The sequence below is a fragment of the Pseudomonas sp. genome (genome assembly GCF_050739775.1).
Classification (GTDB): Bacteria; Pseudomonadota; Gammaproteobacteria; order Pseudomonadales; family Pseudomonadaceae; genus Aquipseudomonas.
The window spans coordinates 1-21914 of the sequence record NZ_JBOICA010000005.1; the positions used below are offsets into that span (position 1 = coordinate 1).

At 61.2% G+C, this 21914-nt stretch carries 19 protein-coding genes and 1 pseudogene; 10 read left to right on the forward strand and 10 right to left on the reverse strand.

Annotated features, from left to right (window positions below):
• Window positions 1-124: 124 nt before the first annotated feature.
• The 4 genes and pseudogenes from ureC to ACRESH_RS04145 all read right to left on the reverse strand — a co-directional run.
• Window positions 125-1396 (reverse strand): annotated as a pseudogene (gene ureC / locus ACRESH_RS04130) (urease subunit alpha); the annotation flags it as partial.
• Entirely contained in the window at window positions 1393-1710 is a 318-nt protein-coding gene (locus tag ACRESH_RS04135) for an urease subunit beta (protein WP_431740756.1), read from the reverse strand. The gene ACRESH_RS04135 and the pseudogene ureC, both read right to left, overlap by 4 nt.
• A 9-nt stretch (window positions 1711-1719) precedes the next feature.
• Window positions 1720-2022: an urease subunit gamma gene (locus tag ACRESH_RS04140; RefSeq protein ID WP_431740757.1), complete on the reverse strand. Its 303-nt coding sequence runs from the start codon at window positions 2020-2022 to the stop codon at window positions 1720-1722.
• Between the two features lie 9 nt (window positions 2023-2031).
• Entirely contained in the window at window positions 2032-2865 is an 834-nt protein-coding gene (locus ACRESH_RS04145) for an urease accessory protein UreD (RefSeq protein WP_431740758.1), read from the reverse strand.
• 210 nt (window positions 2866-3075) lie between these two features.
• On the opposite strand from ACRESH_RS04145, the gene ACRESH_RS04150 reads away from it, so the two are divergent.
• Window positions 3076-4005, forward strand: coding sequence for a quinone oxidoreductase family protein (locus tag ACRESH_RS04150; protein WP_431740759.1), 930 nt, complete (start codon window positions 3076-3078; stop codon window positions 4003-4005).
• A gap of 28 nt (window positions 4006-4033) precedes the next feature.
• Window positions 4034-5032, forward strand: a complete 999-nt coding sequence (locus ACRESH_RS04155; RefSeq protein WP_431740760.1) for a LysR family transcriptional regulator — start codon at window positions 4034-4036, stop codon at window positions 5030-5032.
• On the opposite strand, the gene nfuA is transcribed toward ACRESH_RS04155, so the two are convergent.
• Both nfuA and ACRESH_RS04165 read right to left on the reverse strand, forming a co-directional pair.
• The gene (gene nfuA, locus ACRESH_RS04160; protein ID WP_431740761.1) at window positions 5029-5613 is read right to left on the reverse strand and encodes a Fe-S biogenesis protein NfuA; all 585 of its coding nucleotides are present in this window, start codon (window positions 5611-5613) and stop codon (window positions 5029-5031) included. The two genes, ACRESH_RS04155 and nfuA, sit on opposite strands and share 4 nt — an antisense overlap.
• A gap of 105 nt (window positions 5614-5718) precedes the next feature.
• On the reverse strand, window positions 5719-8019 hold the full coding sequence (locus ACRESH_RS04165) for a fatty acid cis/trans isomerase (protein WP_431740762.1): 2301 nt from the start codon (window positions 8017-8019) through the stop codon (window positions 5719-5721).
• Window positions 8020-8175: 156 nt separating this feature from the next.
• On the opposite strand from ACRESH_RS04165, the gene metH reads away from it, so the two are divergent.
• Both metH and ACRESH_RS04175 read left to right on the forward strand, forming a co-directional pair.
• Complete coding sequence (gene metH, locus ACRESH_RS04170) at window positions 8176-11883, forward strand: methionine synthase (RefSeq protein ID WP_431740763.1); 3708 nt, start codon at window positions 8176-8178, stop codon at window positions 11881-11883.
• Between the two features lie 110 nt (window positions 11884-11993).
• A complete protein-coding gene (locus ACRESH_RS04175; RefSeq protein ID WP_431740764.1) occupies window positions 11994-12212 on the forward strand; it encodes a DUF2970 domain-containing protein in 219 nt (72 codons plus the stop codon).
• 262 nt (window positions 12213-12474) lie between these two features.
• Here ACRESH_RS04175 and ACRESH_RS04180 read toward each other — a convergent pair whose 3' ends face one another.
• Complete coding sequence (locus ACRESH_RS04180; RefSeq protein ID WP_431740765.1) at window positions 12475-13557, reverse strand: ABC transporter substrate-binding protein; 1083 nt, start codon at window positions 13555-13557, stop codon at window positions 12475-12477.
• Window positions 13558-13774: 217 nt separating this feature from the next.
• On the opposite strand from ACRESH_RS04180, the gene ACRESH_RS04185 reads away from it, so the two are divergent.
• Both ACRESH_RS04185 and ACRESH_RS04190 read left to right on the forward strand, forming a co-directional pair.
• Window positions 13775-15427 (forward strand): nitrite/sulfite reductase, encoded by a 1653-nt coding sequence (locus ACRESH_RS04185; RefSeq protein ID WP_431740766.1) that lies wholly within the window; start codon window positions 13775-13777, stop codon window positions 15425-15427.
• Complete coding sequence (locus ACRESH_RS04190) at window positions 15411-15905, forward strand: DUF934 domain-containing protein (RefSeq protein WP_431740767.1); 495 nt, start codon at window positions 15411-15413, stop codon at window positions 15903-15905. The genes ACRESH_RS04185 and ACRESH_RS04190 overlap by 17 nt, the downstream gene beginning before the upstream one ends.
• A gap of 64 nt (window positions 15906-15969) precedes the next feature.
• Here ACRESH_RS04190 and sohB read toward each other — a convergent pair whose 3' ends face one another.
• The gene (gene sohB / locus ACRESH_RS04195) at window positions 15970-16989 is read right to left on the reverse strand and encodes a protease SohB (RefSeq protein WP_431740768.1); all 1020 of its coding nucleotides are present in this window, start codon (window positions 16987-16989) and stop codon (window positions 15970-15972) included.
• 197 nt (window positions 16990-17186) lie between these two features.
• Here sohB and ACRESH_RS04200 point away from each other — a divergent pair, with 197 nt between their 5' ends.
• The 4 genes from ACRESH_RS04200 (at window position 17187) to ACRESH_RS04215 (ending at window position 20326) form a co-directional block, all read left to right on the forward strand.
• Window positions 17187-17897, forward strand: a complete 711-nt coding sequence (locus ACRESH_RS04200; RefSeq protein WP_431740769.1) for a histidine phosphatase family protein — start codon at window positions 17187-17189, stop codon at window positions 17895-17897.
• A gap of 57 nt (window positions 17898-17954) precedes the next feature.
• On the forward strand, window positions 17955-18272 hold the full coding sequence (locus ACRESH_RS04205) for an SCP2 sterol-binding domain-containing protein (RefSeq protein ID WP_400172988.1): 318 nt from the start codon (window positions 17955-17957) through the stop codon (window positions 18270-18272).
• Window positions 18273-18468: 196 nt separating this feature from the next.
• Window positions 18469-19536 carry a phosphotransferase family protein gene (locus ACRESH_RS04210; protein ID WP_431740770.1) on the forward strand — a complete coding sequence of 356 codons (1068 nt, stop codon included), beginning with the start codon at window positions 18469-18471 and terminating at the stop codon, window positions 19534-19536.
• 22 nt (window positions 19537-19558) lie between these two features.
• Window positions 19559-20326 carry an SDR family oxidoreductase gene (locus ACRESH_RS04215; RefSeq protein ID WP_431740771.1) on the forward strand — a complete coding sequence of 256 codons (768 nt, stop codon included), beginning with the start codon at window positions 19559-19561 and terminating at the stop codon, window positions 20324-20326.
• Between the two features lie 87 nt (window positions 20327-20413).
• On the opposite strand, the gene ACRESH_RS04220 is transcribed toward ACRESH_RS04215, so the two are convergent.
• A complete protein-coding gene (locus tag ACRESH_RS04220) occupies window positions 20414-21169 on the reverse strand; it encodes an SDR family oxidoreductase (RefSeq protein WP_431740772.1) in 756 nt (251 codons plus the stop codon).
• A 191-nt stretch (window positions 21170-21360) separates the two neighbouring features.
• On the reverse strand, window positions 21361-21912 hold the full coding sequence (locus tag ACRESH_RS04225) for an SDR family NAD(P)-dependent oxidoreductase (protein ID WP_431740773.1): 552 nt from the start codon (window positions 21910-21912) through the stop codon (window positions 21361-21363).
• Between the last annotated feature and the right edge of the window lie 2 nt (window positions 21913-21914).

Here is a 21914-nt window from a genome sequence, read left to right on the forward strand (position 1 = left end):
ACGCCTCGCAGCCGCCAGGCAGCCTGAAAAGCGTGGAGAACCAATCGGATTTTCGATGAGCATCGTTTTTTGAAGTGCTGACCGCTCGATAGCCGGAGAGTATTCGGCTATTTCAGACCATCCCTAGCGAACCCACTTCATGGGCGATGCCATGGGTCAGCGCGGGGTTAATGGTGTATTTGGCGATGTAGCGTTTGACCCGGAAGTTGTCGCTATAGCTGCTGTCCGGTGCCAGCGGTCCGCGACGGCGCTTCATCTGGTCGGCGACCTGCCAGGTGCGCAACACCACTTCACCAACCCGGCCCATGGCCTGGGAGTCGGAAGAGGTCATGGAGAATGCGCCGATGTCATGCAGGATATCTTCGGCGGCAATGGTCTCACGACGAATGCGCGATTCGGCAAAGGCCACGTCCTCGGCAATACTCGGGTCCAGGTGATGGCAGACCATGAGCATGTCCAGGTGTTCGTCAACGGTGTTGATCGTGTAGGGCAAGGTTGGGTTGGTCGACGACGGCAGTACATTGGCAAAAGCTGCCGCGCGGATGATATCCGGGGCATGGCCACCGCCCGCCCCTTCGGTATGAAAGGTATGGATGGTGCGGTCACCGATAGCGGCCAGGGTGTCTTCGACACAGCCGGACTCGTTGAGGGTGTCGGTGTGAATGGCCACCTGCACATCCAGTTCGTCGGCCACGGTCAGGCAGCAGTCAATCGCCGCAGGGGTCGAGCCCCAGTCCTCATGCAGCTTCAAGCCCACCGCGCCGGCGTGGATCTGCTCGCGCAGGGCTTCAGGTTGCGAGGCGTTACCCTTGCCCAGCAGGCCGATATTGATCGGCAGCTCGTCGGCAGCCTGGAGCATCCGCGCCAGGTACCAGGGCCCGGAGGTGCAGGTGGTAGCGTTGGTGCCGGTGGCCGGTCCCGTGCCACCACCGATAAAGGTGGTGATGCCCGAGGTCAGCGCCTCCTCCACCTGCTGGGGGCAGATGAAGTGGATGTGCGAGTCGATGCCACCAGCGGTAACGATCTTGCCTTCGGCGGCAATGACTTCGGTGCCTGCGCCGATAGGCAGGGTTACGCCAGGCTGCACATCAGGATTGCCGGCCTTGCCAACGCCAAAGATGCGCCCGTTCTTGACGCCGATGTCAGCCTTGACGATGCCCCAGTGATCGATGATCAGGGCATTGGTCAGCACCAGGTCCATGGCCTCGGCGGCGAGCATCTGGCCCTGGCCCATGCCGTCGCGGATCACCTTGCCGCCACCGAACTTGACCTCTTCGCCGTAGATCGTGAAGTCCTTCTCCACCTCGACCCACAGTTCGGTATCGGCCAGGCGCACGCGATCGCCGACGGTGGGGCCGAACATATCGGCGTAGGCCCGACGGGAAATCCGGCTCATCCGCGTGCCTCCAGCTTGCCCATCACCCGTCCTTGAAAACCGTAGACTTCGCGCTTGCCGGCGTACGGCACCAAGGTCACCGTGCGCGCCTGCCCCGGTTCGAAGCGCACGGCAGTGCCAGCGGCGATGTCCAGGCGCAAGCCACGGGTGGCTTCACGTTCGAACACCAGGGCGTTGTTGACCTCGTAAAAGTGATAATGCGAGCCGACCTGCACGGGCCGGTCGCCATGGTTGGCCACGGTGACAGCAAGGCGCTCGCAGCCGACATTGAGTTCGATGTCGCCCAGGGCGACTTGTACTTCTCCGGGAATCATCCTGCGCTCCTAGACAATCGGGTCATGCACGGTCACCAGTTTGGTGCCGTCGGGGAACGTCGCTTCCACCTGCACGTCGGGAATCATTTCGCTCACGCCTTCCATCACCTGATCGCGGTTGAGCACGTCACGGCCCAGGTTCATCAACTCGGCGACGGTGCGTCCGTCACGGGCACCCTCCATCACCGTGGCACTGATCAAGGCCACCGCTTCCGGATAGTTCAGTTTCAGGCCACGGGCCAGCCGGCGTTCGGCAAGCAGCGCAGCGGTGAACAGCAGTAGTTTGTCTTTCTCTCGCGGGGTCAGCTCCATAGCGTTCTCTCAAGTGGCCCAGATACGCGGCGGGCATGGCGCCAGGCCGACCACGGCCGGTCGCAGGGCATGCCATAGCCGCTGCAGGGTGGATTGCAGGCGTTGGTTGTCGTGATCCAGCAGGCGCACCACCAGCAGTTGGCCGAGCAGGGTCGCTGCGGCGGGTACGCTCAAGTCTTCGATCAGTGCACGGGTCTGGTCGAGCAAGGCGTCGTTGGCCGGATAGGCGCAGAAGGTTGCCTGCAACGGGTAGCCGCCGAGCTTCTGCAACTGGCCGCCATCGATGCGCAGGCGTTCGTGCAGGCCGGGATCGTCAGGCACATTGATCTGCAGGCGACTGTCCAGGGCACCATGGCTGAACGTCTCGTCCATCACCGGTCGGCCCAGGCACAGGGTTTCCCAGGCCAGCAGGCGTGCGCCCGGCGCCAGGCTAAAGCGGTTTTCCAGACATACACGGGCACCGGGGAAACAGATGCTGCCTTGGGGCAGCCACTCCAGCACGCTGTCGGGCGACAAGTGAAAGTGCTGGGTAAGAGTCGAGGTGGCGCCACCGCTACGGTAAAACTTGGTGGCGCCGGGCATGGTCAGCAGCGCATGGCTACCCACGTCCAGGTGCACATCGAGCACCAGTTTGTCGCCACCGACCACACCACCGGGCGGGTGCAGCACATAGACATGGCACGGAGCACCTTCCGGGTAGAACGGCCGCTGCACCAAAAGAGGACCGAAATGCCGCCGCGCACCAATACAGGTCTTCGTCCCGCGGCGGACAAAGCGCAGCATCAGCTCGGCACTCCAGCCGGTATCGCGGGCAGCGCGGTCGAGTGGTTGAGCAAGCGTCATGCCGTTGATCCCTGTAAACATGCAGTTCAAGGGGGTAAAGCACATAGCGGGCCAACCAGTACTGCTGCACTGCATGCAGCACTTATCTGCTTTTTCAGGTAATTGTTGATCACGCAATCAGTAAATATCCTCGCAGCCACCTACAACTGATCCAAGGTACTGAACATGGTCATGCACGTGCGCCTAGAGCAAACAGGCAATTCGCAAGTAATGCAGCTCGCCAACGCCAATCCGCAAGCCCCCGGTCCCGGCGAAGTCTGGCTGGAACAAGCGGCCATCGGCGTCAATCCATTGGACGTCAATCAACGCAAGGGCGATGTGCCGATTACACTGCCTTCAGGATTGGGACTGGAGGGCGCCGGTACCGTGATGGCAATCGGCCCAGGGGTGACCACCGTGCAAGTCGGTGACCGCGTGGGCTATGCCACAGGCCCTCTGGGTAGCTACGCCAGCGCCCGCCTGTTTCCAGCCGAACGCCTGGTCAAGCTGCCTGACAGGGTCTCGTTCGAGGACGCTGCCGCCGTGCTGTTCAAAGGCATTACCGCCCAGTACCTGCTCAAGAGCACCTATCCGGTCGGCCCTGGCTCACGGCTGTTGATCTACGGTGCAGGCGGCGCGCTCGGCCAGTTGCTGGTGCCTTGGGCCAAGCACTTGGGCGCGTTTGTGATCGGCGTGGTATCAAAGCCGCAAAGCGTGGCCAGGGCCAGGGACGCAGGCTGTGACGAGGTGCTGGTGTTTGACGCCGAAACACTGGCCGCACAGGTGCTGGACATTACCCAGGGGCACAAGGTCGATGTGGTCTACGATTCGGTCGGGCGCGTGTCGCTGCAGGCCTCGCTCGACAGCCTGCGACCACGCGGCTTGCTGGTGTCTTATGGCATGACCTCAGGCGCACCCGAGCCGCTGGCCATGAGCACCCTCAATGTCAAGGGCTCGCTGTTTGTCACCCGCCCTTCGCTGGCCGCGCACACAGCCACCGCGCAGGAGTACCAGCAACGCGCGCAGGACGTGCTGGCAGCGCTGACGGCAGGTATCATCCAGCCGCGGATCTGGCAACGCTATGCCCTGGCCGACGTGGCCACTGCCCACGACGACTTGCAGCAAGGGCGTTCCCAGGGCGCGATCATCCTCACCCCCTGAGCGAACCTGAGCGAGGCGCAGCACCGACATGGACCCGTTCGACAGTCGCCAGGCCGATGAGCTGGCCACCCTCCTGGCCCTCTTCGCCCATGGCTCTTTTGCCGCAGCCGGGCGGCAGTTGCAACGCCACCCTTCGGTGCTGTCCAAACGCCTGGGCGCCATGGAGCAACGCCTGGGCATCCGCCTGGTCGAACGCACCACCCGTCAGTTGCGCTTCACCGACGAAGGTCTGCGCCTGGTAGAGCGCTTGCAGCATGCCGCCAGCTTGATCAGCGATGCCGAACGTGAAGCGGCCCAGGGCGCTATCGAGGTCCGCGGCCGCTTGCGCCTGGCATTACCTTCGTCGATGGGCAGGCTCTGGCTCAGCCCGATGCTGGCCGAGTTTGCCCTGGCCTTCCCTCAGGTAACGGTGGAGACCGAATATTCAGAGCGTTTTGTCGACCTGGTAGCAGAAGGCTTCGACGCGGCAATCCGCATTGGCGAACTGAGTGACAGCCGTCTGGTGGCGCGCAAGCTCTGCGATCATCAGCGTATTCTCTGCGCTTCACCCGCTTACCTGGAACGGCACGGACAGCCGCAATCACCGGCCGAACTGGGTACGCACAATTGCCTGGGGTTTACCGGGTTGCGTTCCTATCCGCAATGGCATCTGTATCGCGAGGGTGAGCTACAGACGGTAAAGGTGCAGGGTTCGATGCAGAGCAACGATAACGAAGCGCTGCTTGGCGTTGCCCGGGCGGGCGTAGGCATCATCGCTGGCGGCGACTGGATGATGAAGAAGGACCTGGACTGCGGCAATCTGCAGCGGGTATTGCCAGAGTGGCAACTGGACAGTGATGCGGGCGTGTACCTTGTTCGCCCTGGTGCTCGCTTCAATACGGCGGCAACTACTGCGTTCAAGCAATGGATCGAGCGACAGTTCGCCAACGGTGCACCCTGGCGCTCAAACGAATCGCGGGGAAAGCCCGCTCCTGTAGGAGCGGGCTTGCCCCGCGATGAGGCCAGACCAAACGACAAAAGCCCTTAGTAGTAGGCGTTCTCTTTCTGGCTATGGTCGGTCACATCCCGCACGCCCTTGAGCTCGGGAATACGCTCGAGCAAGGTCCGCTCGATGCCTTCCTTCAAGGTCACATCAGCCTGGCCGCAGCCCTGGCAACCACCCCCGAACTGCAGCACGGCAATACCGTCTTCGACCACTTCGATTAGGCTGACCTGACCACCGTGGCTGGCCAGCCCCGGGTTGATCTCGGTTTGCAGGTAGTAGTTGATGCGCTCGTTGATCGGGCTGTCTTCGTTGACCATCGGCACCTTGGCGTTCGGCGCCTTGATGGTCAGCTGCCCCCCCATGCGGTCAGTGGCGTAGTCGACCACCGCATCCTCGAGAAACGGTACGCTGACCGCGTCAAGGTAGGCGGTGAAGGTTTTCAGACCCACAGCCTCGTCTTCCGGCTTTTCTTCGCCCGGCTTGCAGTAGGCAATGCACGTTTCAGCGTAAGTAGTGCCCGGCTGGGTGATAAAGATGCGAATGCCAATACCCGGGGTGTTCTGCTTTGACAGCAGATCGGCCAGGTAATCATGCGCGGCGTCGGTAATAGTTATGGCGCTCATGGAAGTTCCTCACAGACTTGCCGGCAGTTTACGCCAACCTGGCCGCCGAACAAAGTCCTAGTAATTCTGTCGGGAAAGGTCAGACGACCTTCCCGGCGGTCTGGTTCAGAGGTTTTCGTAGCGGTTCATGTCCAGCACACCCGCTTCCACTGCATCGTTTTCCTTGATGTAGCTGTTGAGGTCGTGGAAGTACTGCCAGAACTGCGGGTGGCTGCGACGCACACCCCAACGCATGACCACGCGCTCGAACCTGGCCGTGTCGTCGCGGGCCGCTTCCAGGTCCTCGACGAACTCCGGCACGTCGCTGGCCGGGATGTTGAAGATGAAGTTCGGATAACTGCTCAGCACGCCAGGGACCAGGGTCAAGGTGTCCAGGCCCGGCTGGTAGCGATAGGCCTCGCCGAGCATGAATGCCACGTTACTGTGGGCGCGGTTGCGCAGCAGGCTGTAGACCTGACGCTGACCGCCCTGCCCCTCGATACGCAACATGGTCGCCTCGGACAGCTGGCTGATGACCTTCAGCCCTGCAGCGGGACGCGACACCAGACGGCTCAGGGCCTGCTCGACGTCACGGAACTCCTCGTTCATATCCGGGCGCGAGCAATAAGCGCCCAGGCAACGGTTGATCGGATCAGGCGCGGCATTGAGGCTGCCGGTGCGCTGGATCAGCTTGAGGCCGAAGTCGCGCTTGGGATCCAGCGCATCGAGCTTGAGCGCGCTCGGGGTATCGGTGTCGATTTCCTCATAGTCCATCCACATCTTCACCTTGCCACTGTTCTGATACCAGTCGCTGAGGATCGCCCCCCGCGCATCAGCCGGCATCAGGCGCAGGAAATTGACCTCGGCGCCGTTACGGATCAGGTCGAAGTACAGGCGCGTCTGCGCCTGGTGCGAGACGTTGCCGTAGACATCGAAGTTGACCGCCAACTGGTAGTAGGTGCGCTCGAACAACGGGTAATCGAACAACCACAGGGTCTTCGGTACGTCGCCGATCAGGCCTTTGGTCACCGAGGCGCTGTCGAAGTGGCGGAAGATGGTCAATAGTGCATTGTCGTTGCCGGCCCAGAGGGTCGACCAACTCGGCGGCGGGGCATCTGCATAGGCATCACGGCGCAGTTTTTCATACTCGTTGCGCTTGTCACGGTAGGCATGCCATAGGCTCAGGATGCTGCCCACGTCGTCGATCTGCCCAGGCATGGCCAGCAATGGCGTGGCCTGGCCGCGGTACTCGGCATCGGTCAAGTAACGGTCGTGGGCCGGTTCCTGGAACAGCGTCCAGAAGTCGTCGCGGATCACGTCAGTGGCGATCTGGCCACGGCACACCGGGCCGCGAATGAAGGTGCGGACAAAGTACTCGGCGTTGTCCAGCATGAACTGGTAACGGGCCACGGCCGGGATCGCTTCGAAGGTTTCGAAGGGATTGGCGCGGTGGCGTGGGCCGTAGCCTGGCAGCGCCTTGGCATGCCAGTCGCCGCTGTAGAACAGCTGCTTGACGCGCTTGAGCTTTTGCGGGCCCATCGGGTAGGTGATGTGGGTTTTATGCACGATCACGCCCTGCACCGGCATCAGCCGGTAATAGAAGTCGGTGCCCGGTGGGTCGTTGGGCCGACGCGTCGCGATCAGGTTGATGGGCTGGCCACTGGGCGTACGCGAGCGCACCCATTGGAAGAAGTGACCCTGCTCGCCGCCGACAAAATAGATGTGGGCCAGGAACAGGTGCTCGTACAGCCAACGCGCCACCAGCGCTTCGGTCGAGCCCGGGCGGTTGAACAGCGCTTCCCAGTCAGCAATCTGCGTGGCCTCCGTGGCACTTGGCTGGATCGGATGGTGTTCCACCGGCGCACCGGCGGCGAGCCAGCGTTGCAGGGTCTGGTACTCGGCATCGCTGAGGCCGGTGACCGCCAGCGGCATGCCCTCCCTGGGGTGCGCGCCAGCGTAAGCGTCGAACTCGCCAGGCAACGGGCACAGGTTATTGCGGTTCAGGCCCAGAACAATCTCTTCGGGCAACTTGGCATTGGGCGTCAGTCGGTTCTTGTGGCCCAGTTCGAGCATCCGCGCCATCAACGCGGCCTGACTGCCCTGGTTGTCGAGTACGGAATAAAAACCCTTGCTCTGCCAGGCGGCGGTGCCATTGGCGTCATAGAACAACCGCGTCGGCGCCACCGCCGTGCTGCGTTCGCCCTGGTACACCGGCACCTTGGAGGCCCCCCGCGAAGCGCCCTCGGCACTGCCCAGGTTGAGCTGGCAGGCCGCGTCGTTGCAGGCGTGACAAGCCACGCACTTCTCGGTGAAGATCGGTTGGATGTCCCGGGTATACGAAATAGCCGGGCTCGATTGAGGGGCTTGCCCCAACGCCATGCTGCTGATGAACAGAGCGAAAGCGCCGGCAAGTAAACGATGCACCATGTGCCGAATGTCCTGGGTATTGAAAGCTTCACGATTCTACCGGTGCTGGCGGTGCGCCAACATGAATGAAATTCATGTAAATGCTCGACACGTCTAAAAACCGCGCAGCTTTGTTATTATTCCGCAACTTTTGTTTTCGCCCGACCAGGTAGTCCTATGTCTGACCGCAGCGCTCGTTTCCAAGCACTTCAGCAAGCACTCAAAGAGCGCATCCTGATTCTCGATGGCGGCATGGGTACTATGATCCAAAGCTACCGCCTCGAGGAACACGACTATCGTGGAACGCGCTTCGCCGATTGGCCAAGCGATGTCAAAGGCAACAACGACCTGCTGCTGCTCTCGCGCCCGGATGTCATCGCGGCCATCGAGAAGGCTTACCTGGACGCGGGTGCCGATATTCTTGAAACCAACACCTTCAACGCCACGCAGATTTCCCAGGCCGACTACGGCATGGAGTCGCTGGCCTACGAGCTGAACCTTGAAGGCGCACGCATCGCTCGCCAGGTGGCCGATGCCAAAACCCTGGAAACCCCGGAAAAGCCGCGTTTCGTCGCTGGCGTGCTCGGCCCGACCAGCCGCACCTGCTCCATTTCTCCGGACGTCAACGACCCCGGCTACCGCAACGTCACTTTTGATTTGTTGGTAGAAAACTACATCGAGGCTACCCGCGGCCTGATCGCAGGCGGCGCCGACCTGATCCTGATCGAGACCATCTTCGACACCCTCAACGCCAAGGCCGCGATCTTTGCCGTGCAACAGGTGTTCGACGAAGACGGCCTGGAATTGCCGATCATGATCTCCGGGACCATCACCGACGCCTCCGGCCGTACCCTGTCGGGACAGACCACCGAAGCCTTCTGGAACTCGGTGCGCCACGCCAATCCGATTTCGGTGGGCCTGAACTGCGCACTCGGTGCCAAGGACCTGCGCCCGTACCTGGAAGAACTCTCGACCAAAGCCGGCACCCACGTTTCCGCGCACCCCAACGCCGGTCTGCCGAACGCCTTCGGTGAATACGACGAAACCCCGGCGGAAATGGCCGAAGTGGTCGAAGAGTTCGCCGCCAGTGGTTTCCTCAACATCATTGGTGGGTGCTGCGGCACCACCCCGGGGCACATCCAGGCGATTGCCGAAGCGGTCGCCAAGTACCCGCCGCGGGTCATTCCGGACATCCCCAAGGCCTGTCGCCTGTCGGGCCTGGAGCCGTTCACCATCGATCGCAACTCGCTGTTCGTCAACGTCGGCGAGCGCACCAACATCACCGGCTCCGCCAAGTTCGCCCGGCTGATCCGCGAAGAGAACTACACCGAAGCCCTGGAAGTTGCCCTGCAGCAGGTCGAGGCCGGCGCCCAGGTGATCGACATCAACATGGACGAAGGGATGCTCGATTCCCAGGCGGCCATGGTCAAGTTCCTCAACCTGATCGCCGGTGAGCCAGACATTTCCCGCGTACCAATCATGATCGACTCCTCCAAGTGGGAAGTGATCGAAGCGGGCCTCAAGTGCATCCAGGGCAAGGGCATCGTCAACTCGATCTCGATGAAAGAAGGCGTCGAGGCCTTCAAGCATCACGCCAAGCTGTGCAAGCGCTACGGCGCCGCCGTGGTGGTGATGGCTTTCGACGAGGTCGGCCAGGCCGATACCGCCGCGCGCAAGCGCGAGATCTGCCAGCGCAGCTACGACATCCTGGTCAATGAAGTAGGCTTCCCGGCGGAAGACATCATCTTCGACCCGAACATCTTCGCCGTGGCCACCGGTATCGAAGAGCACAACAACTACGCCGTCGACTTCATCGAAGCCTGCGCCTACATTCGCGATCACCTGCCCTACGCGCTGAGCTCGGGCGGGGTATCCAACGTGTCGTTCTCGTTCCGCGGCAACAACCCGGTGCGCGAGGCGATTCACTCGGTGTTCCTCTACCACGCGATCCAGAATGGCCTGACCATGGGTATCGTCAACGCCGGCCAGTTGGAGATCTACGACGAGATTCCACCCGCCCTGCGCGAGAAGGTCGAGGACGTAGTGCTCAACCGCACCCCGGAAGGCACCGATGCCCTGCTGGCGATTGCTGACGACTACAAGGGCGGCGGCGCGGTCAAGGAAGTCGAGAACGAAGAGTGGCGTTCACTGCCGGTCGGCAAGCGCCTGGAACACGCGCTGGTCAAGGGCATCACCGCCTTTATCGTTGAAGACACCGAGGAGTGCCGCCAGCAATGCGCGCGCCCCATCGAGGTCATCGAAGGCCCGCTGATGAGCGGCATGAACGTGGTCGGTGACCTGTTCGGCGCCGGCAAGATGTTCCTGCCCCAGGTGGTCAAATCCGCGCGGGTGATGAAGCAGGCGGTGGCGCACCTGATTCCCTTCATCGAACTGGAAAAAGGCGACAAGCCCCAAGCCAAGGGCAAGATCCTCATGGCCACGGTCAAAGGCGACGTGCACGACATCGGCAAGAACATCGTCGGTGTGGTGCTCGGTTGCAACGGTTACGACATCGTCGACCTGGGCGTGATGGTCCCGGCCGAGAAGATCCTGCAGACCGCCCGCGAGCAAAAGTGCGACATCATTGGCCTGTCCGGCCTGATCACCCCGTCCCTGGACGAGATGGTCCATGTCGCCCGCGAGATGCAGCGCCAGGACTTCCACCTGCCGCTGATGATCGGTGGCGCGACCACCTCCAAGGCGCACACGGCGGTGAAGATCGAGCCCAAGTACAGCAATGACGCGGTGGTCTACGTCACCGACGCCTCGCGCGCAGTGGGTGTTGCCACGCAGTTGCTGTCCAAGGAACTCAAGCCAGGGTTTGTCGAGAAGACCCGCCTGGATTACATCGAAGTACGCGAGCGCACCGCTAACCGCAGTGCCCGCACCGAGCGTCTGAGCTACGCGCAGTCGATTGCGGCCAAGCCGAAATATGACTGGGCCGGTTACCAGCCTGCAGTACCGACCTTCACCGGGATCAAGGTACTGGAAAACATCGACCTCAAGGTGCTGGCCGAGTACATCGACTGGACGCCGTTCTTCATCTCCTGGGACCTGGCCGGCAAGTACCCGCGCATCCTCACCGACGAAGTGGTCGGCGAAGCCGCCACCGCGCTGTTCAAGGATGCCCAGGAAATGCTCGCCAAGCTGATCGACGAGAAACTGATCAGCGCCCGTGCGGTGTTCGGCTTCTGGCCGGCCAACCAGGTCAACCATGACGACATCGAAGTCTATGGCACCGACGGCCAGCCACTGGCCAAGCTTCACCACCTGCGCCAGCAGACCATCAAGCCGGACAACAAGCCGAACTTCTCCCTGGCCGACTTCGTCGCGCCAAAGGAAACCGGCATCACCGACTATGTGGGCGGCTTCATCACCACCGCTGGCATTGGCGCCGAGGAAGTGGCCAAGGCTTACCAGGACAAGGGCGACGACTACAACTCGATCATGGTCAAGGCCCTGGCCGACCGTCTGGCCGAAGCCTGCGCCGAATGGCTGCACGAGCAGGTGCGTAAAGACTATTGGGGTTACGCCAAGGACGAGCACCTGGACAACGAGGCATTGATCAAGGAGCAGTACTCCGGTATCCGCCCTGCCCCGGGTTACCCGGCCTGCCCGGACCACACCGAGAAGGAAACCCTGTTCCGCCTGCTCGACGGTACTGCCATCGGCGAAACCGGCCCCAGCGGCGTGTTCCTCACCGAACATTTCGCCATGTTCCCGGCAGCGGCGGTCAGCGGCTGGTACTTCGCGCATCCGCAGGCGCAGTACTTTGCCGTGGGCAAGGTCGACAAGGATCAGGTGCAGAGCTACACCGAGCGCAAGGGCCAGGAATTGAGCGTGAGTGAGCGTTGGTTGGCGCCTAACCTTGGCTATGACAGCTAAAGCTACAAGCGGCAAGCTACAAGACGGCGCATGTCTCTCTTGTAGCTTGAAGCTTATAGCTTACAGCTACCGTCTATACTGAGGGCGATGCCTATTCCAAGGAGCCCCTCATGGATGACCCAGCCCAAGGCAAACCCCCGACCTTCTGGCAGATGCTGCAAAGCATTCTGGCGGCGGCGTTCGGCGTGCAAAGCGGCAAGAACCGCACCCGCGACTTCACCTACGGCAAGGCCAGCCATTTCATCGCGCTGGGCAGCGTCTTCACCTTGATTTTCATTCTGCTACTGGTAGGGCTGGTGCAACTGGCCATGCACCTCACCGCCCGCTGAAATGCAGTCCGCCCGCAGATGTCCATTCTGCGGGCGGTTCATGATTACCCATCGCGTGATATTACTGGTGGCTGACCCAATACACCGCGGTCACAACAACCAGGACAATCAGACAGAGTATCGCCCAAGCATCGACACTGCTGTCAGGCTTACCCGCTTTGGTTGAATTTCCCATTGCATCGCCTCTTATTAGTGGTTATGGGAATGCATGTCACCCGTAGCAGTTAAGTCCAGCAATGCCCTTTGCTCAAGCAGGGGTTTTCTAATAATCGACCGGCGCCCCCAGGAACGGATAGCGGTACGCAGCCGAATGCCCCTGGGCACTGAAGCGATTGAAATCCAGACCGTAGTCGGCCTGCTCCTGCAGGTTCAGCCAACGCTGCGCCCGCAGAGGGTCGATCAACTGCAACACCGGTACTTGATGCTCGCGGCGGCCATCGCGGTAAATTGGCAGATTCAGCACATCATCATGCAGTAATACCATGGCCCAGCCACCGAGGGAAAAGTGCCCGCCCATCAATACGCTCAGGCGCCCGTCGAGCCGTGCCTGCAAAGCCGTCGGCGAACTGTTGACGGCACTGAAAAGCACATCCTTGCCCGGCGTGCGCCCGACTTCGACAAAGGCCTGCATGGCGCCAAAGGCCATCTCGTCATTGGCCGACCACACCAGCTCGATGTTCGGGTAGCGCTGTAACAGCTGCTGCGCCTGCTCGTAGGCCCGCTCCTTGCCCCAACCGCCATACACCACCTGGCGCAGGCGCACCTCAGGGTGCTCGGCCAGGGCCCGGCGCATACCCTGTTCGCGTAACTGCGAGGCGGGGGTGGTCTTAGTGCCGGAAAACGCCAGCAACTCCAGCGGTCGGGTCAGGCCTGGCTGGGCGCGCAGGGCAATGAGTTCCTTGAGCATCTGGTAACCGGCCTGCTCGTCGTTACTCACCAGAGTGCCGAGCAAGGGTGGATACTTGTCGGGGTGGTTGTCGATCAGCTCGGCCTGGTTGGGCGTCAGGCCGTTGTTGACCAGGAACAGCTTGACCCCGCTGTCGCGGGACAGGCGGATGATCTCCGGGGCGATGTACTGTTCGTTGACCAGCACCAGGTAATCCGGCCGCTGCGTGCCTTCGAGCACCTCGCGCGCCTGGGTCAGCGCTAGCTCCGGCCGACGCTCGCTGTACTCGATGCGCAACTGCATGCCCAGGTCGCTGGCGGCGGCTTGCATGAAGCGTGAATAACTGACCCAGAAAGTCTCGTTGGAATAGCCCGGATTGAGAAACACCACTGAAGCCGCCTGCGCGCCGGCCACCAGTAGCAGGCTCAGGCAAAGGCTTTGGCACAAGGCCTTGAGCATGCGGATTCGCTCCTGCTATTCAAACCGTCAATTATAAACACCGCAGAGGGACAAACGGCCAAATGCCATTCAGTCTCACTTAGTCCAAATGGTTCTTTTCATATGCAAAAACATCACTTTTGCGCATAAACGCAAACTGCTATCTTTCCTCTGCTCCGCTTGGGAGTGCGCGGCCGTGCGCGCGATTAGCTGCAAGCAGCTTGAGAACAGGACCCCTATGTACGTATACGACGAGTACGATCAGCGGATCATCGAGGACCGCGTCAAGCAGTTCCGTGATCAGACCCGCCGCTACCTGGCCGGTGAGCTGAGCGAAGAAGAGTTCCGCCCCCTGCGCCTGCAAAATGGCCTCTATATTCAACGTTTTGCCCCGATGTTGCGCGTCGCTGTGCCTTATGGCCAGCTGACTTCGCGCCAGACACGGATGCTGGCGAAGATCGCGCGCGACTACGACAAGGGCTATGCCCACATCAGCACCCGGCAGAACGTGCAATACAACTGGCCAGCCCTGGAAGATATCCCGGATATCCTGGCGGAATTGGCCACCGTGCAAATGCACGCGATTCAGACCAGCGGCAACTGCCTGCGCAACGTCACCACCGACCAGTTTGCCGGTGTCGCCGCTGATGAAGTGATTGACCCGCGCCCATGGTGTGAGATCGTTCGCCAATGGACCACCTTCCACCCTGAGTTCGCTTACCTGCCGCGCAAGTTCAAAATTGCCATCAACGGTTCGAGCAGCGACCGTGCCGCCATTGAAGTACACGATATCGGCCTGGAGCCGGTGTACAACGCCGCCGGCGAGCTGGGTTTCCGCGTCCTGGTCGGTGGCGGCCTGGGCCGTACCCCGGTGGTCGGCGCCTTTATCAACGAGTTCCTGCCCTGGCAGGATCTGCTCAGTTACCTGGACGCGATCCTGCGGGTGTACAACCGCTACGGCCGTCGCGACAACAAGTACAAGGCGCGGATCAAGATCCTGGTCAAAGCGCTCACCCCCGAAGTCTTCGCCGAGAAAGTCGAGGCCGAAATGCTCCACCTGCGTGGTGGCAGCAGCACGCTGACCGACGCCGAAGTGCACCGCGTAGCCAAGCACTTCGTCGACCCGGACTACAAGGCGCTGGAGAACCTCGACTTTAGCGAACTCGAGCAACAGCACCCAGGCTTCGCCCGCTGGCGCACCCGCAACGTACTGGCGCACAAGAAGCCCGGTTACGTTGCCGTGACCCTGTCGCTCAAGCCTACCGGTGTCGCCCCTGGCGACCTGACCGACAAACAGCTCGATGCCGTCGCCGATCTCGCTGAGCGCTACAGCTTCGGCCAGTTGCGTACCTCCCACGAACAGAACATCATCCTCGCCGATGTCGAGCAGGGCCAACTGCACGCCCTGTGGCTGGAGCTGCGTGAAAACGGTTTCGCCACCCCGAACATCGGCCTGCTGACTGACATCATCTGCTGCCCCGGCGGCGATTTCTGCTCCCTGGCCAATGCCAAGTCGATCCCGATTGCCGAATCCATCCAGCGCCGTTTCGACGACCTGGACTACCTGTTCGATATCGGCGAACTGGACCTGAACATCTCCGGCTGCATGAACGCCTGTGGTCACCACCACGTCGGCCACATCGGCATTCTCGGGGTGGACAAGAAAGGCGAAGAGTTCTATCAGGTCTCCCTCGGTGGCAGCGCCAGCCGCGACGCCAGCCTGGGCAAGATCCTTGGCCCGTCCTTCGCCCAGGACGACATGCCGGATGTGATTGAGAAGCTGATCGACGTCTACGTTGAACAACGTACCGACGACGAGCGTTTCATCGACACCTACCAGCGTATTGGCATCGACCCTTTCAAGGAACGCGTCTATGCAGCGAATCATTAAGTACAACGAAATCGTCGACGAAACCTGGCACCTGCTGCCCAAGGACGTCACCTGGGATGAGCTGACCAACTGCGACGACTACATCGTGCCGCTGCAGCTGTGGCGCGATCACGCCCACGCCCTCAAAGCCCGCGATGGCGGCCTGGGTGTGTGGCTGGATGCCGACGAAGAAGCCGAAGAAATCGGTGACGACGTCGCCAGCTTCCAGGTCATCGCCCTGAACTTCCCGGCCTTCACTGACGGGCGCAACTACTCCAATGCGCGCCTGCTGCGTGATCGCTACAAGTTCACTGGCGAGCTGCGGGCCATTGGCGACGTGCTGCGCGACCAGCTGTTCTACATGAAGCGCTGTGGTTTCGACGCCTTCGCCCTGCGTGCCGACAAGGACCCGGTTGCAGCACTGGAAAGCCTCAAGGACTTCTCGGTCACCTACCAGGCTGCAACCGACGAACCGCAACCGTTGTTCCGTCGCCGCTGATTACAGCCTTATCGCGGGGCAAGCCAGCTTCCCTTGTGGGAGCGGATTTGCCCCGCGATCTATGTCAATGCCTCCACTGCCCCAGCTTGCTCCATAGCCCCAGCAAGGTCTTTTCGATCGTAGTACTGGCGGCCAGCCCTACCCGCTCCTGCAAGCTCTTACGTTCTGCATAGTGCAAGTGATACAGGTTCGATTCACGCGCCCGGTCACACAGGTACTCGTCACTGGTCTTGAGTTCGTCGACCAGATGCTTGTTCAACGCGGCGACACCCAACCACACCTCACCGGTGGCGACATCGTCGATATGCAGCTGCGGGCGATACCGCGAGACGAAGTCCTTGAACAACTGGTGGGTGACGTCGAGGTCTTCCTGGAACTTCTCCCGGCCCTTCTCGGTGTTTTCGCCGAATATGGTCACGGTTCGTTTGTACTCACCCGCGGTGAACACTTCGAAATCGACGTCATGCTTTTTCAGCAGGCGGTTGACGTTCGGCAACTGCGCCACCACGCCTATCGAGCCGAGGATGGCAAAAGGGGCACTGACGATCTTGTTGCCGATGCAGGCCATCATGTAGCCGCCGCTGGCAGCGACCTTGTCAATGCACACGGTCAGCGGAATGCCGGCCTGACGGATACGTGCCAGCTGCGATGACGCCAGCCCGTAGCTGTGGACCATGCCACCGCCGCTTTCCAGGCGCAGCACCACTTCGTCACGCGGCGTGGCCAGGCTCAGCACCGCGGTGATCTCGTGACGCAGGCTCTCGGTAGCCGAAGCCCTGATGTCGCCGTCAAAATCGAGTACGAAGACCCGAGGCTTGTCGTCAGGCGTTTTCTTTTGCTGCTTTTGTGCCTTGGCCTGCTGCTTGCGCAGGGCCTTGAGCTGGGCTTTGTCCAGCAGGCTGCTTTCCAGACGCTCGCGCAAGTCCTTGTAGAACTCGTTGAGCTTGTCGACCTGCAACTGCCCGCCAGCTTTACGCCGACCTTTGCCACGCAACCCCGCAATCGCCGAGAGGACAACCAGAATCGCGATCACCAGGGTCGCGGTCTTGGCGAGAAAGCTTGCGTACTCTGCAAGAAACTCCACAGTAACTCCTTAACATGCCGGCGCCCGAACGGCGCGAACCGATAGTCAAGCATACCGACGCGGCCTTGCCCCTGCCAGCGTAGGAAATGTCCAGCAATGCAGTTCAAACGCTCTTTTCAAACGCTTGTATGTTTTTTCGTTGACAGCCTGCCGGAGGCGACCTAACCTCGGCTTCATTCTTACCGCAGGCGCACGACGTGGGCAGCATCTACCTGATTCGACATGGCCAGGCCTCATTTGGTGCAGACGACTACGACGTCCTCTCGCCTGTGGGCATCCGCCAGAGCGAAGCGCTCGGCGAACACCTGGCCCAGCTGGGCATACGCCTGGATCGCTGCCTGGCCGGTGACCTGCGCCGCCAGCAAGACACCGCGCGCCTGGCCCTGATGGCCATGTACAACGCCGGTGGCCAGGTGCCGTCGCTGGAAACCGATGTTGCCTTCAACGAATTCGATGCCGATGCGGTTATCCGTGGCCTGTTGCCCGGTTTGTTGCCAGACGAGCCTGAAGCCCTGCACATCCTGCGCAACGGTGCGCAGAATCGCAGCGAGTTCCAGCGCCTGTTCGCCCTGCTGGTTCAACGCTGGCACGGCGGCGAACATGTCTGCGAAGGCTGTGAGTCCTGGCAAGGTTTTGTCCAGCGCGTCGAGGATGGCCTGCAGCGCGTCCTGCAACAGGCAGCCAGCGGCGACAACATTGCGATTTTTACCTCAGGTGGCACCATCTCCGCCCTGCTCCACCTGGTTACCCGTATCACTGCCAGCCAGGCTTTCGAGCTGAACTGGCAGATCATCAACACCTCGCTCAGCCAACTGAAGTTTCGTGGCCGCGAGGTGACCCTGGCTTCCTTCAACAGCCAAGCCCATGTGCAGCTGCTGAAGGTGCCGGAGCTCATCACTTATCGTTGAGTCCCGGCCCGTGGCGGCCTTCACCGGTCGCCGTAATCACTTAATAAGGAACACACCATGAGCGAAGTAGCAAAAGCCGTCGAAGCGATGAAAGCCAAGTTCAACCCTGCCGCTGCTGCCGGTCTGGACCTGGTCTTCGGTTTCAACATCACTGACGAAGACAAGCACTACGCCCTGATCGTCAAGGATGGCACCTGCGAAATCCAGGAAGGCGAAAACGCTGACGCCAACTGCACCCTGGTGCTGGACAGCGAAACCCTCAAAGGTATCGTCAGCGGCGAAACCGATGGCATGCAGGCCTTCATGGGCGGCAAGCTGCGCGTCGAGGGCGACATGATGCTGTCGATGAAGTTGAGCGAGCTGTTCCCGGCCTGAGCCCTGCGCTGATGCCACGCAAAACCGAAGCCTTGAACGGCTTCGGTTTTTTTTCGCCTGGAGTTTTTGCTCCCGCTATCAGGGGCGTTGATCGACCAGCAACACGCTGGCCTATAAGGCTGCGCCAGACTTGTCCGGGTGTGGCGCGAGAATTAGATTAGCCAATAATCTCTGGCTTCAATCATAAGGGAAAAGTATGACGCTCACCGACCAGTCCACCCAGGTCCGCCCCGGCGAAGAACTCGATGCCGCTGTCATCGACCCTTACCTGAAGGCACACATTGCCGGCCTTACTGGCATACCTCAGATCAGCCAGTTCCCCGGCGGCGCCTCCAACCTGACCTACCTGGTGCAGTACCCGGAGCGCGAGTTCGTCCTGCGCCGCCCGCCATTCGGGCACAAAGCCAAATCGGCGCACGACATGGGCCGTGAGTTCCGCATTCTCAATCAGCTCAACAGCGGCTTCCCCTACTGCCCCAAGGCCTACGTGCATTGCACCGACGAGGCGCTGATTGGCGGGGAGTTCTATGTCATGGACCGGGTCAAGGGCATCATCCTGCGCTCGGAGCTGCCACCGGCGCTGGGCCTGGATGCCGAACGCACCGAGGCGCTGTGCAAGAGCTTCATTGAGCGCATGGTCGAACTGCACCAGGTCGACTACAACGCCTGTGGCCTGGGCGACCTGGGCAAGCCTGAAGGTTACGTACAACGCCAGATCGAAGGCTGGAGCAGCCGCTATGAAAAGGCCTTGACCGCGGATGCCCCGCGATGGGAAAAGGTCATCGCCTGGCTGCGCGAGAAGATGCCGGCCGATCACCCCAAGCCTGCCATCGTGCACAACGACTACCGCTTCGACAACGTCATCCTCGATGCTGAAAACCCCATGCGCATCATTGGTGTGCTTGACTGGGAGATGACCACTATCGGCGATCCGCTGATGGACCTGGGCAACACCCTGGCCTACTGGATCGAAGCCAGTGACCCGGCGCCGGTGCAACTGATGCGGCGTCAGCCGAGCAATGCCCCGGGCATGCTCAGCCGCCAGCAGTTTGTCGACTACTATGCCCAGCGCGCCGGGATCAAGATCGACAACTACGACTTCTACTACACCTATGGTCTGTTCCGTCTGGCCGGGATCGTCCAGCAGATCTACTACCGCTTCTTCCACGGCCAGACCCAGGACAAGCGCTTCGCCCAGTTCATCCACATGAACACGCTGCTGGAGCACATGAGCCTGCAGGTCATCGCCAAGTCCAGCCTCTGACGCCTACAACAAGGAAAAGACCATGTCCAAAACCCAACTGTTCGACCTCGACGGCAAGATCGCATTTGTTTCCGGTGCCAGCCGCGGCATCGGCGAAGCCATTGCCCACCTGCTGGCCCAGCAAGGCGCCCATGTGATCGTCTCGAGCCGCAAACTCGACGGTTGCCAGCAAGTCGCCGACGCCATCGTCGCCGCTGGCGGCAAAGCCACGGCGATTGCCTGCCATATCGGCGAAATGGAGCAGATCGGTGCAGTGTTCGCCGCCATCCGCGAACAGTTCGGCCGCCTGGATATCCTGGTCAACAACGCCGCGACCAACCCGCAATTCTGCAATGTGCTGGACACCGACCTTGGGGCCTTCCAGAAAACCGTCGATGTGAACATCCGCGGCTACTTCTTCATGTCGGTCGAGGCCGGCAAGCTGATGCGTGAGAACGGCGGCGGCAGCATCATCAACGTGGCCTCAATCAACGGTGTATCACCAGGGATCTTCCAGGGCATCTACTCGGTGACCAAGGCGGCGGTGATCAACATGACCAAGGTCTTCGCCAAGGAATGCGCGCCCTTCGGCATTCGCTGCAATGCCCTGCTGCCGGGCCTGACCGACACCAAATTTGCCTCGGCGCTGGTCAAGAACGACGCCATTCTCAACACTGCGCTGCAGCAGATCCCACTCAAGCGCGTCGCCGATCCGAAAGAGATGGCCGGTGCAGTGCTGTACCTGGCCAGTGACGCATCGAGCTACACCACCGGCGTGGCGCTGAATGTGGATGGCGGTTTCCTGTCCTGATCGCTGGACGGCATCAAGGATGCAAGCTTGCGCCGGCGTGTTGGCATCCTTGAGCAGAAACACGACAACCTTCGCCGATTTGCTGTGTCAGCGTTGCACAGGTGTGTTTTCCAACCACGTCTGGTAGCGGATGGTACCAACCCGGGCATCGGCATCGGGGGTCAGCGAGCAGTCATTGATCAGTGCGCCAAAGTAGGTGGCTTGAGGGTCGGCGATTACTTCACGGGAGTCCTGGTGGTGCTGCAGATAGCTGCGCACGAACTCCACCAACGGCTTGCGTTCGGGACCGGCGACTTCGATGGTGCGGTTGGCCGGGGCCTGCTCGACAAGATCGGCCAGCGCCTGGGCGACATCGGCCGAGGCCACCGGTTGCAACGCGGCGGTGCTCAGGCACACACGGTTGCCGTCGGCGCCGGAGTAAGCAATGGCACCGATGAACTCGAAAAACTGCGTGGCCCGCAAGATGGTATAGGGCACACCCGATTGTTTGATCAGGCCCTCCTGGGCCATCTTGGCGCGAAAGTACCCGCTTTCCTGCATGCGCTCGGTGCCCACCACCGAGAGCGCGATGTGATGCCTCACGCCGCTGGCTTTTTCGGCGGCAAACAGGTTGCGTCCGCAGGTTTCGAAGAACGACAACACAGCAGCGTCTTCAAATGACGGCGAGCTGGCCACATCAACGACCACACCAGCACCCTCCAGCGCCTGCTCCAGGCCTTCACCGGTCAAGGCATTGACGCCGGTTTGCCGCGACGCGGCCAGCACCTTGTGCCCCTTCGCTCGTAAGGTCGCGCACAGCTGCGTACCAATCAGGCCAGTACCACCGATCACGACGATTTTCATGGTGGAGTCTCCCGGAAATGGGGGGCGGCGAGCGGGCCCAACGCCACGGGATGACTGCTTTAGGTGGTTAGGGCCTGCTCGATGGTTGTATTGCAACCATTCATGATAGCCCTTCGTGCACTGGGGAGCGCCGGTGCAGATCAGTGGTTACCGGGGTTGCGACCGCGATGAAGCCAATGCAGATGTCCCGGTCAGAAACGCCCATCCAGTATCGCAGGCAACGTCAGCTCTCTGACAAAACTGGCCGACGACAGGGCATCGGCAATACCGCGCAAGGCGAACTTGGAAGCGCCGAAGGTGACCTCCGGACGCCCGCTCTGGGTAAGGCCCGAAGTCGACCCGGTGAGGATGATGCGCGGTCGGGCACTTTGCAGCAGGGTCGGCAGCAGGCGCTTGATCAGCAGAAGGGTCGCGGTGATGTTACAGCTGACAATGGCTTCGATCTGCCCATCGCCATCCTCGAGAAAGTCGTACGAAGGGGCGAAGGCACGTTCTTCCCAGATTCCCAGGTTATAGATCAACGTGTCCAGCCCCTGCTTGGCCACAGCCTGCTCCAGTTGCTGGGCGGCTTGCCGGGGATGCATCAGATCGGCGGCAACCCATTCAACCTGCACACCGGGTTGAGCGGCGAGTCCTTCAGGCCTGCTGCGCGACACCCCGACCAGGGTATCGCCAGCCTCCCCCAATCCCTCGATCAAGGCCTTGCCCAACCCTTTGCTGGCACCTACCACCATGGTTCTCATCG

Excerpts from the sequence above, each read along its gene's own strand:
- ACRESH_RS04135 (WP_431740756.1), bottom strand. The coding sequence starts at position 1,710 with ATGATTCCCGGAGAAGTACAAGTCGCCCTGGGCGACATCGAACTCAAT.
- ACRESH_RS04140 (WP_431740757.1), bottom strand. The coding sequence starts at position 2,022 with ATGGAGCTGACCCCGCGAGAGAAAGACAAACTACTGCTGTTCACCGCT.
- ACRESH_RS04145 (WP_431740758.1), bottom strand. The coding sequence starts at position 2,865 with ATGACGCTTGCTCAACCACTCGACCGCGCTGCCCGCGATACCGGCTGG.
- ACRESH_RS04150 (WP_431740759.1), top strand. The coding sequence starts at position 3,076 with ATGCAGCTCGCCAACGCCAATCCGCAAGCCCCCGGTCCCGGCGAAGTC.
- ACRESH_RS04155 (WP_431740760.1), top strand. The coding sequence starts at position 4,034 with ATGGACCCGTTCGACAGTCGCCAGGCCGATGAGCTGGCCACCCTCCTG.
- nfuA (WP_431740761.1), bottom strand. The coding sequence starts at position 5,613 with ATGAGCGCCATAACTATTACCGACGCCGCGCATGATTACCTGGCCGAT.
- ACRESH_RS04165 (WP_431740762.1), bottom strand. The coding sequence starts at position 8,019 with ATGGTGCATCGTTTACTTGCCGGCGCTTTCGCTCTGTTCATCAGCAGC.
- metH (WP_431740763.1), top strand. The coding sequence starts at position 8,176 with ATGTCTGACCGCAGCGCTCGTTTCCAAGCACTTCAGCAAGCACTCAAA.
- ACRESH_RS04175 (WP_431740764.1), top strand. The coding sequence starts at position 11,994 with ATGGATGACCCAGCCCAAGGCAAACCCCCGACCTTCTGGCAGATGCTG.
- ACRESH_RS04180 (WP_431740765.1), bottom strand. The coding sequence starts at position 13,557 with ATGCTCAAGGCCTTGTGCCAAAGCCTTTGCCTGAGCCTGCTACTGGTG.
- ACRESH_RS04185 (WP_431740766.1), top strand. The coding sequence starts at position 13,775 with ATGTACGTATACGACGAGTACGATCAGCGGATCATCGAGGACCGCGTC.
- ACRESH_RS04190 (WP_431740767.1), top strand. The coding sequence starts at position 15,411 with ATGCAGCGAATCATTAAGTACAACGAAATCGTCGACGAAACCTGGCAC.
- ACRESH_RS04205 (WP_400172988.1), top strand. The coding sequence starts at position 17,955 with ATGAGCGAAGTAGCAAAAGCCGTCGAAGCGATGAAAGCCAAGTTCAAC.
- ACRESH_RS04210 (WP_431740770.1), top strand. The coding sequence starts at position 18,469 with ATGACGCTCACCGACCAGTCCACCCAGGTCCGCCCCGGCGAAGAACTC.
- ACRESH_RS04215 (WP_431740771.1), top strand. The coding sequence starts at position 19,559 with ATGTCCAAAACCCAACTGTTCGACCTCGACGGCAAGATCGCATTTGTT.
- ACRESH_RS04220 (WP_431740772.1), bottom strand. The coding sequence starts at position 21,169 with ATGAAAATCGTCGTGATCGGTGGTACTGGCCTGATTGGTACGCAGCTG.
- ACRESH_RS04225 (WP_431740773.1), bottom strand. The coding sequence starts at position 21,912 with ATGAGAACCATGGTGGTAGGTGCCAGCAAAGGGTTGGGCAAGGCCTTG.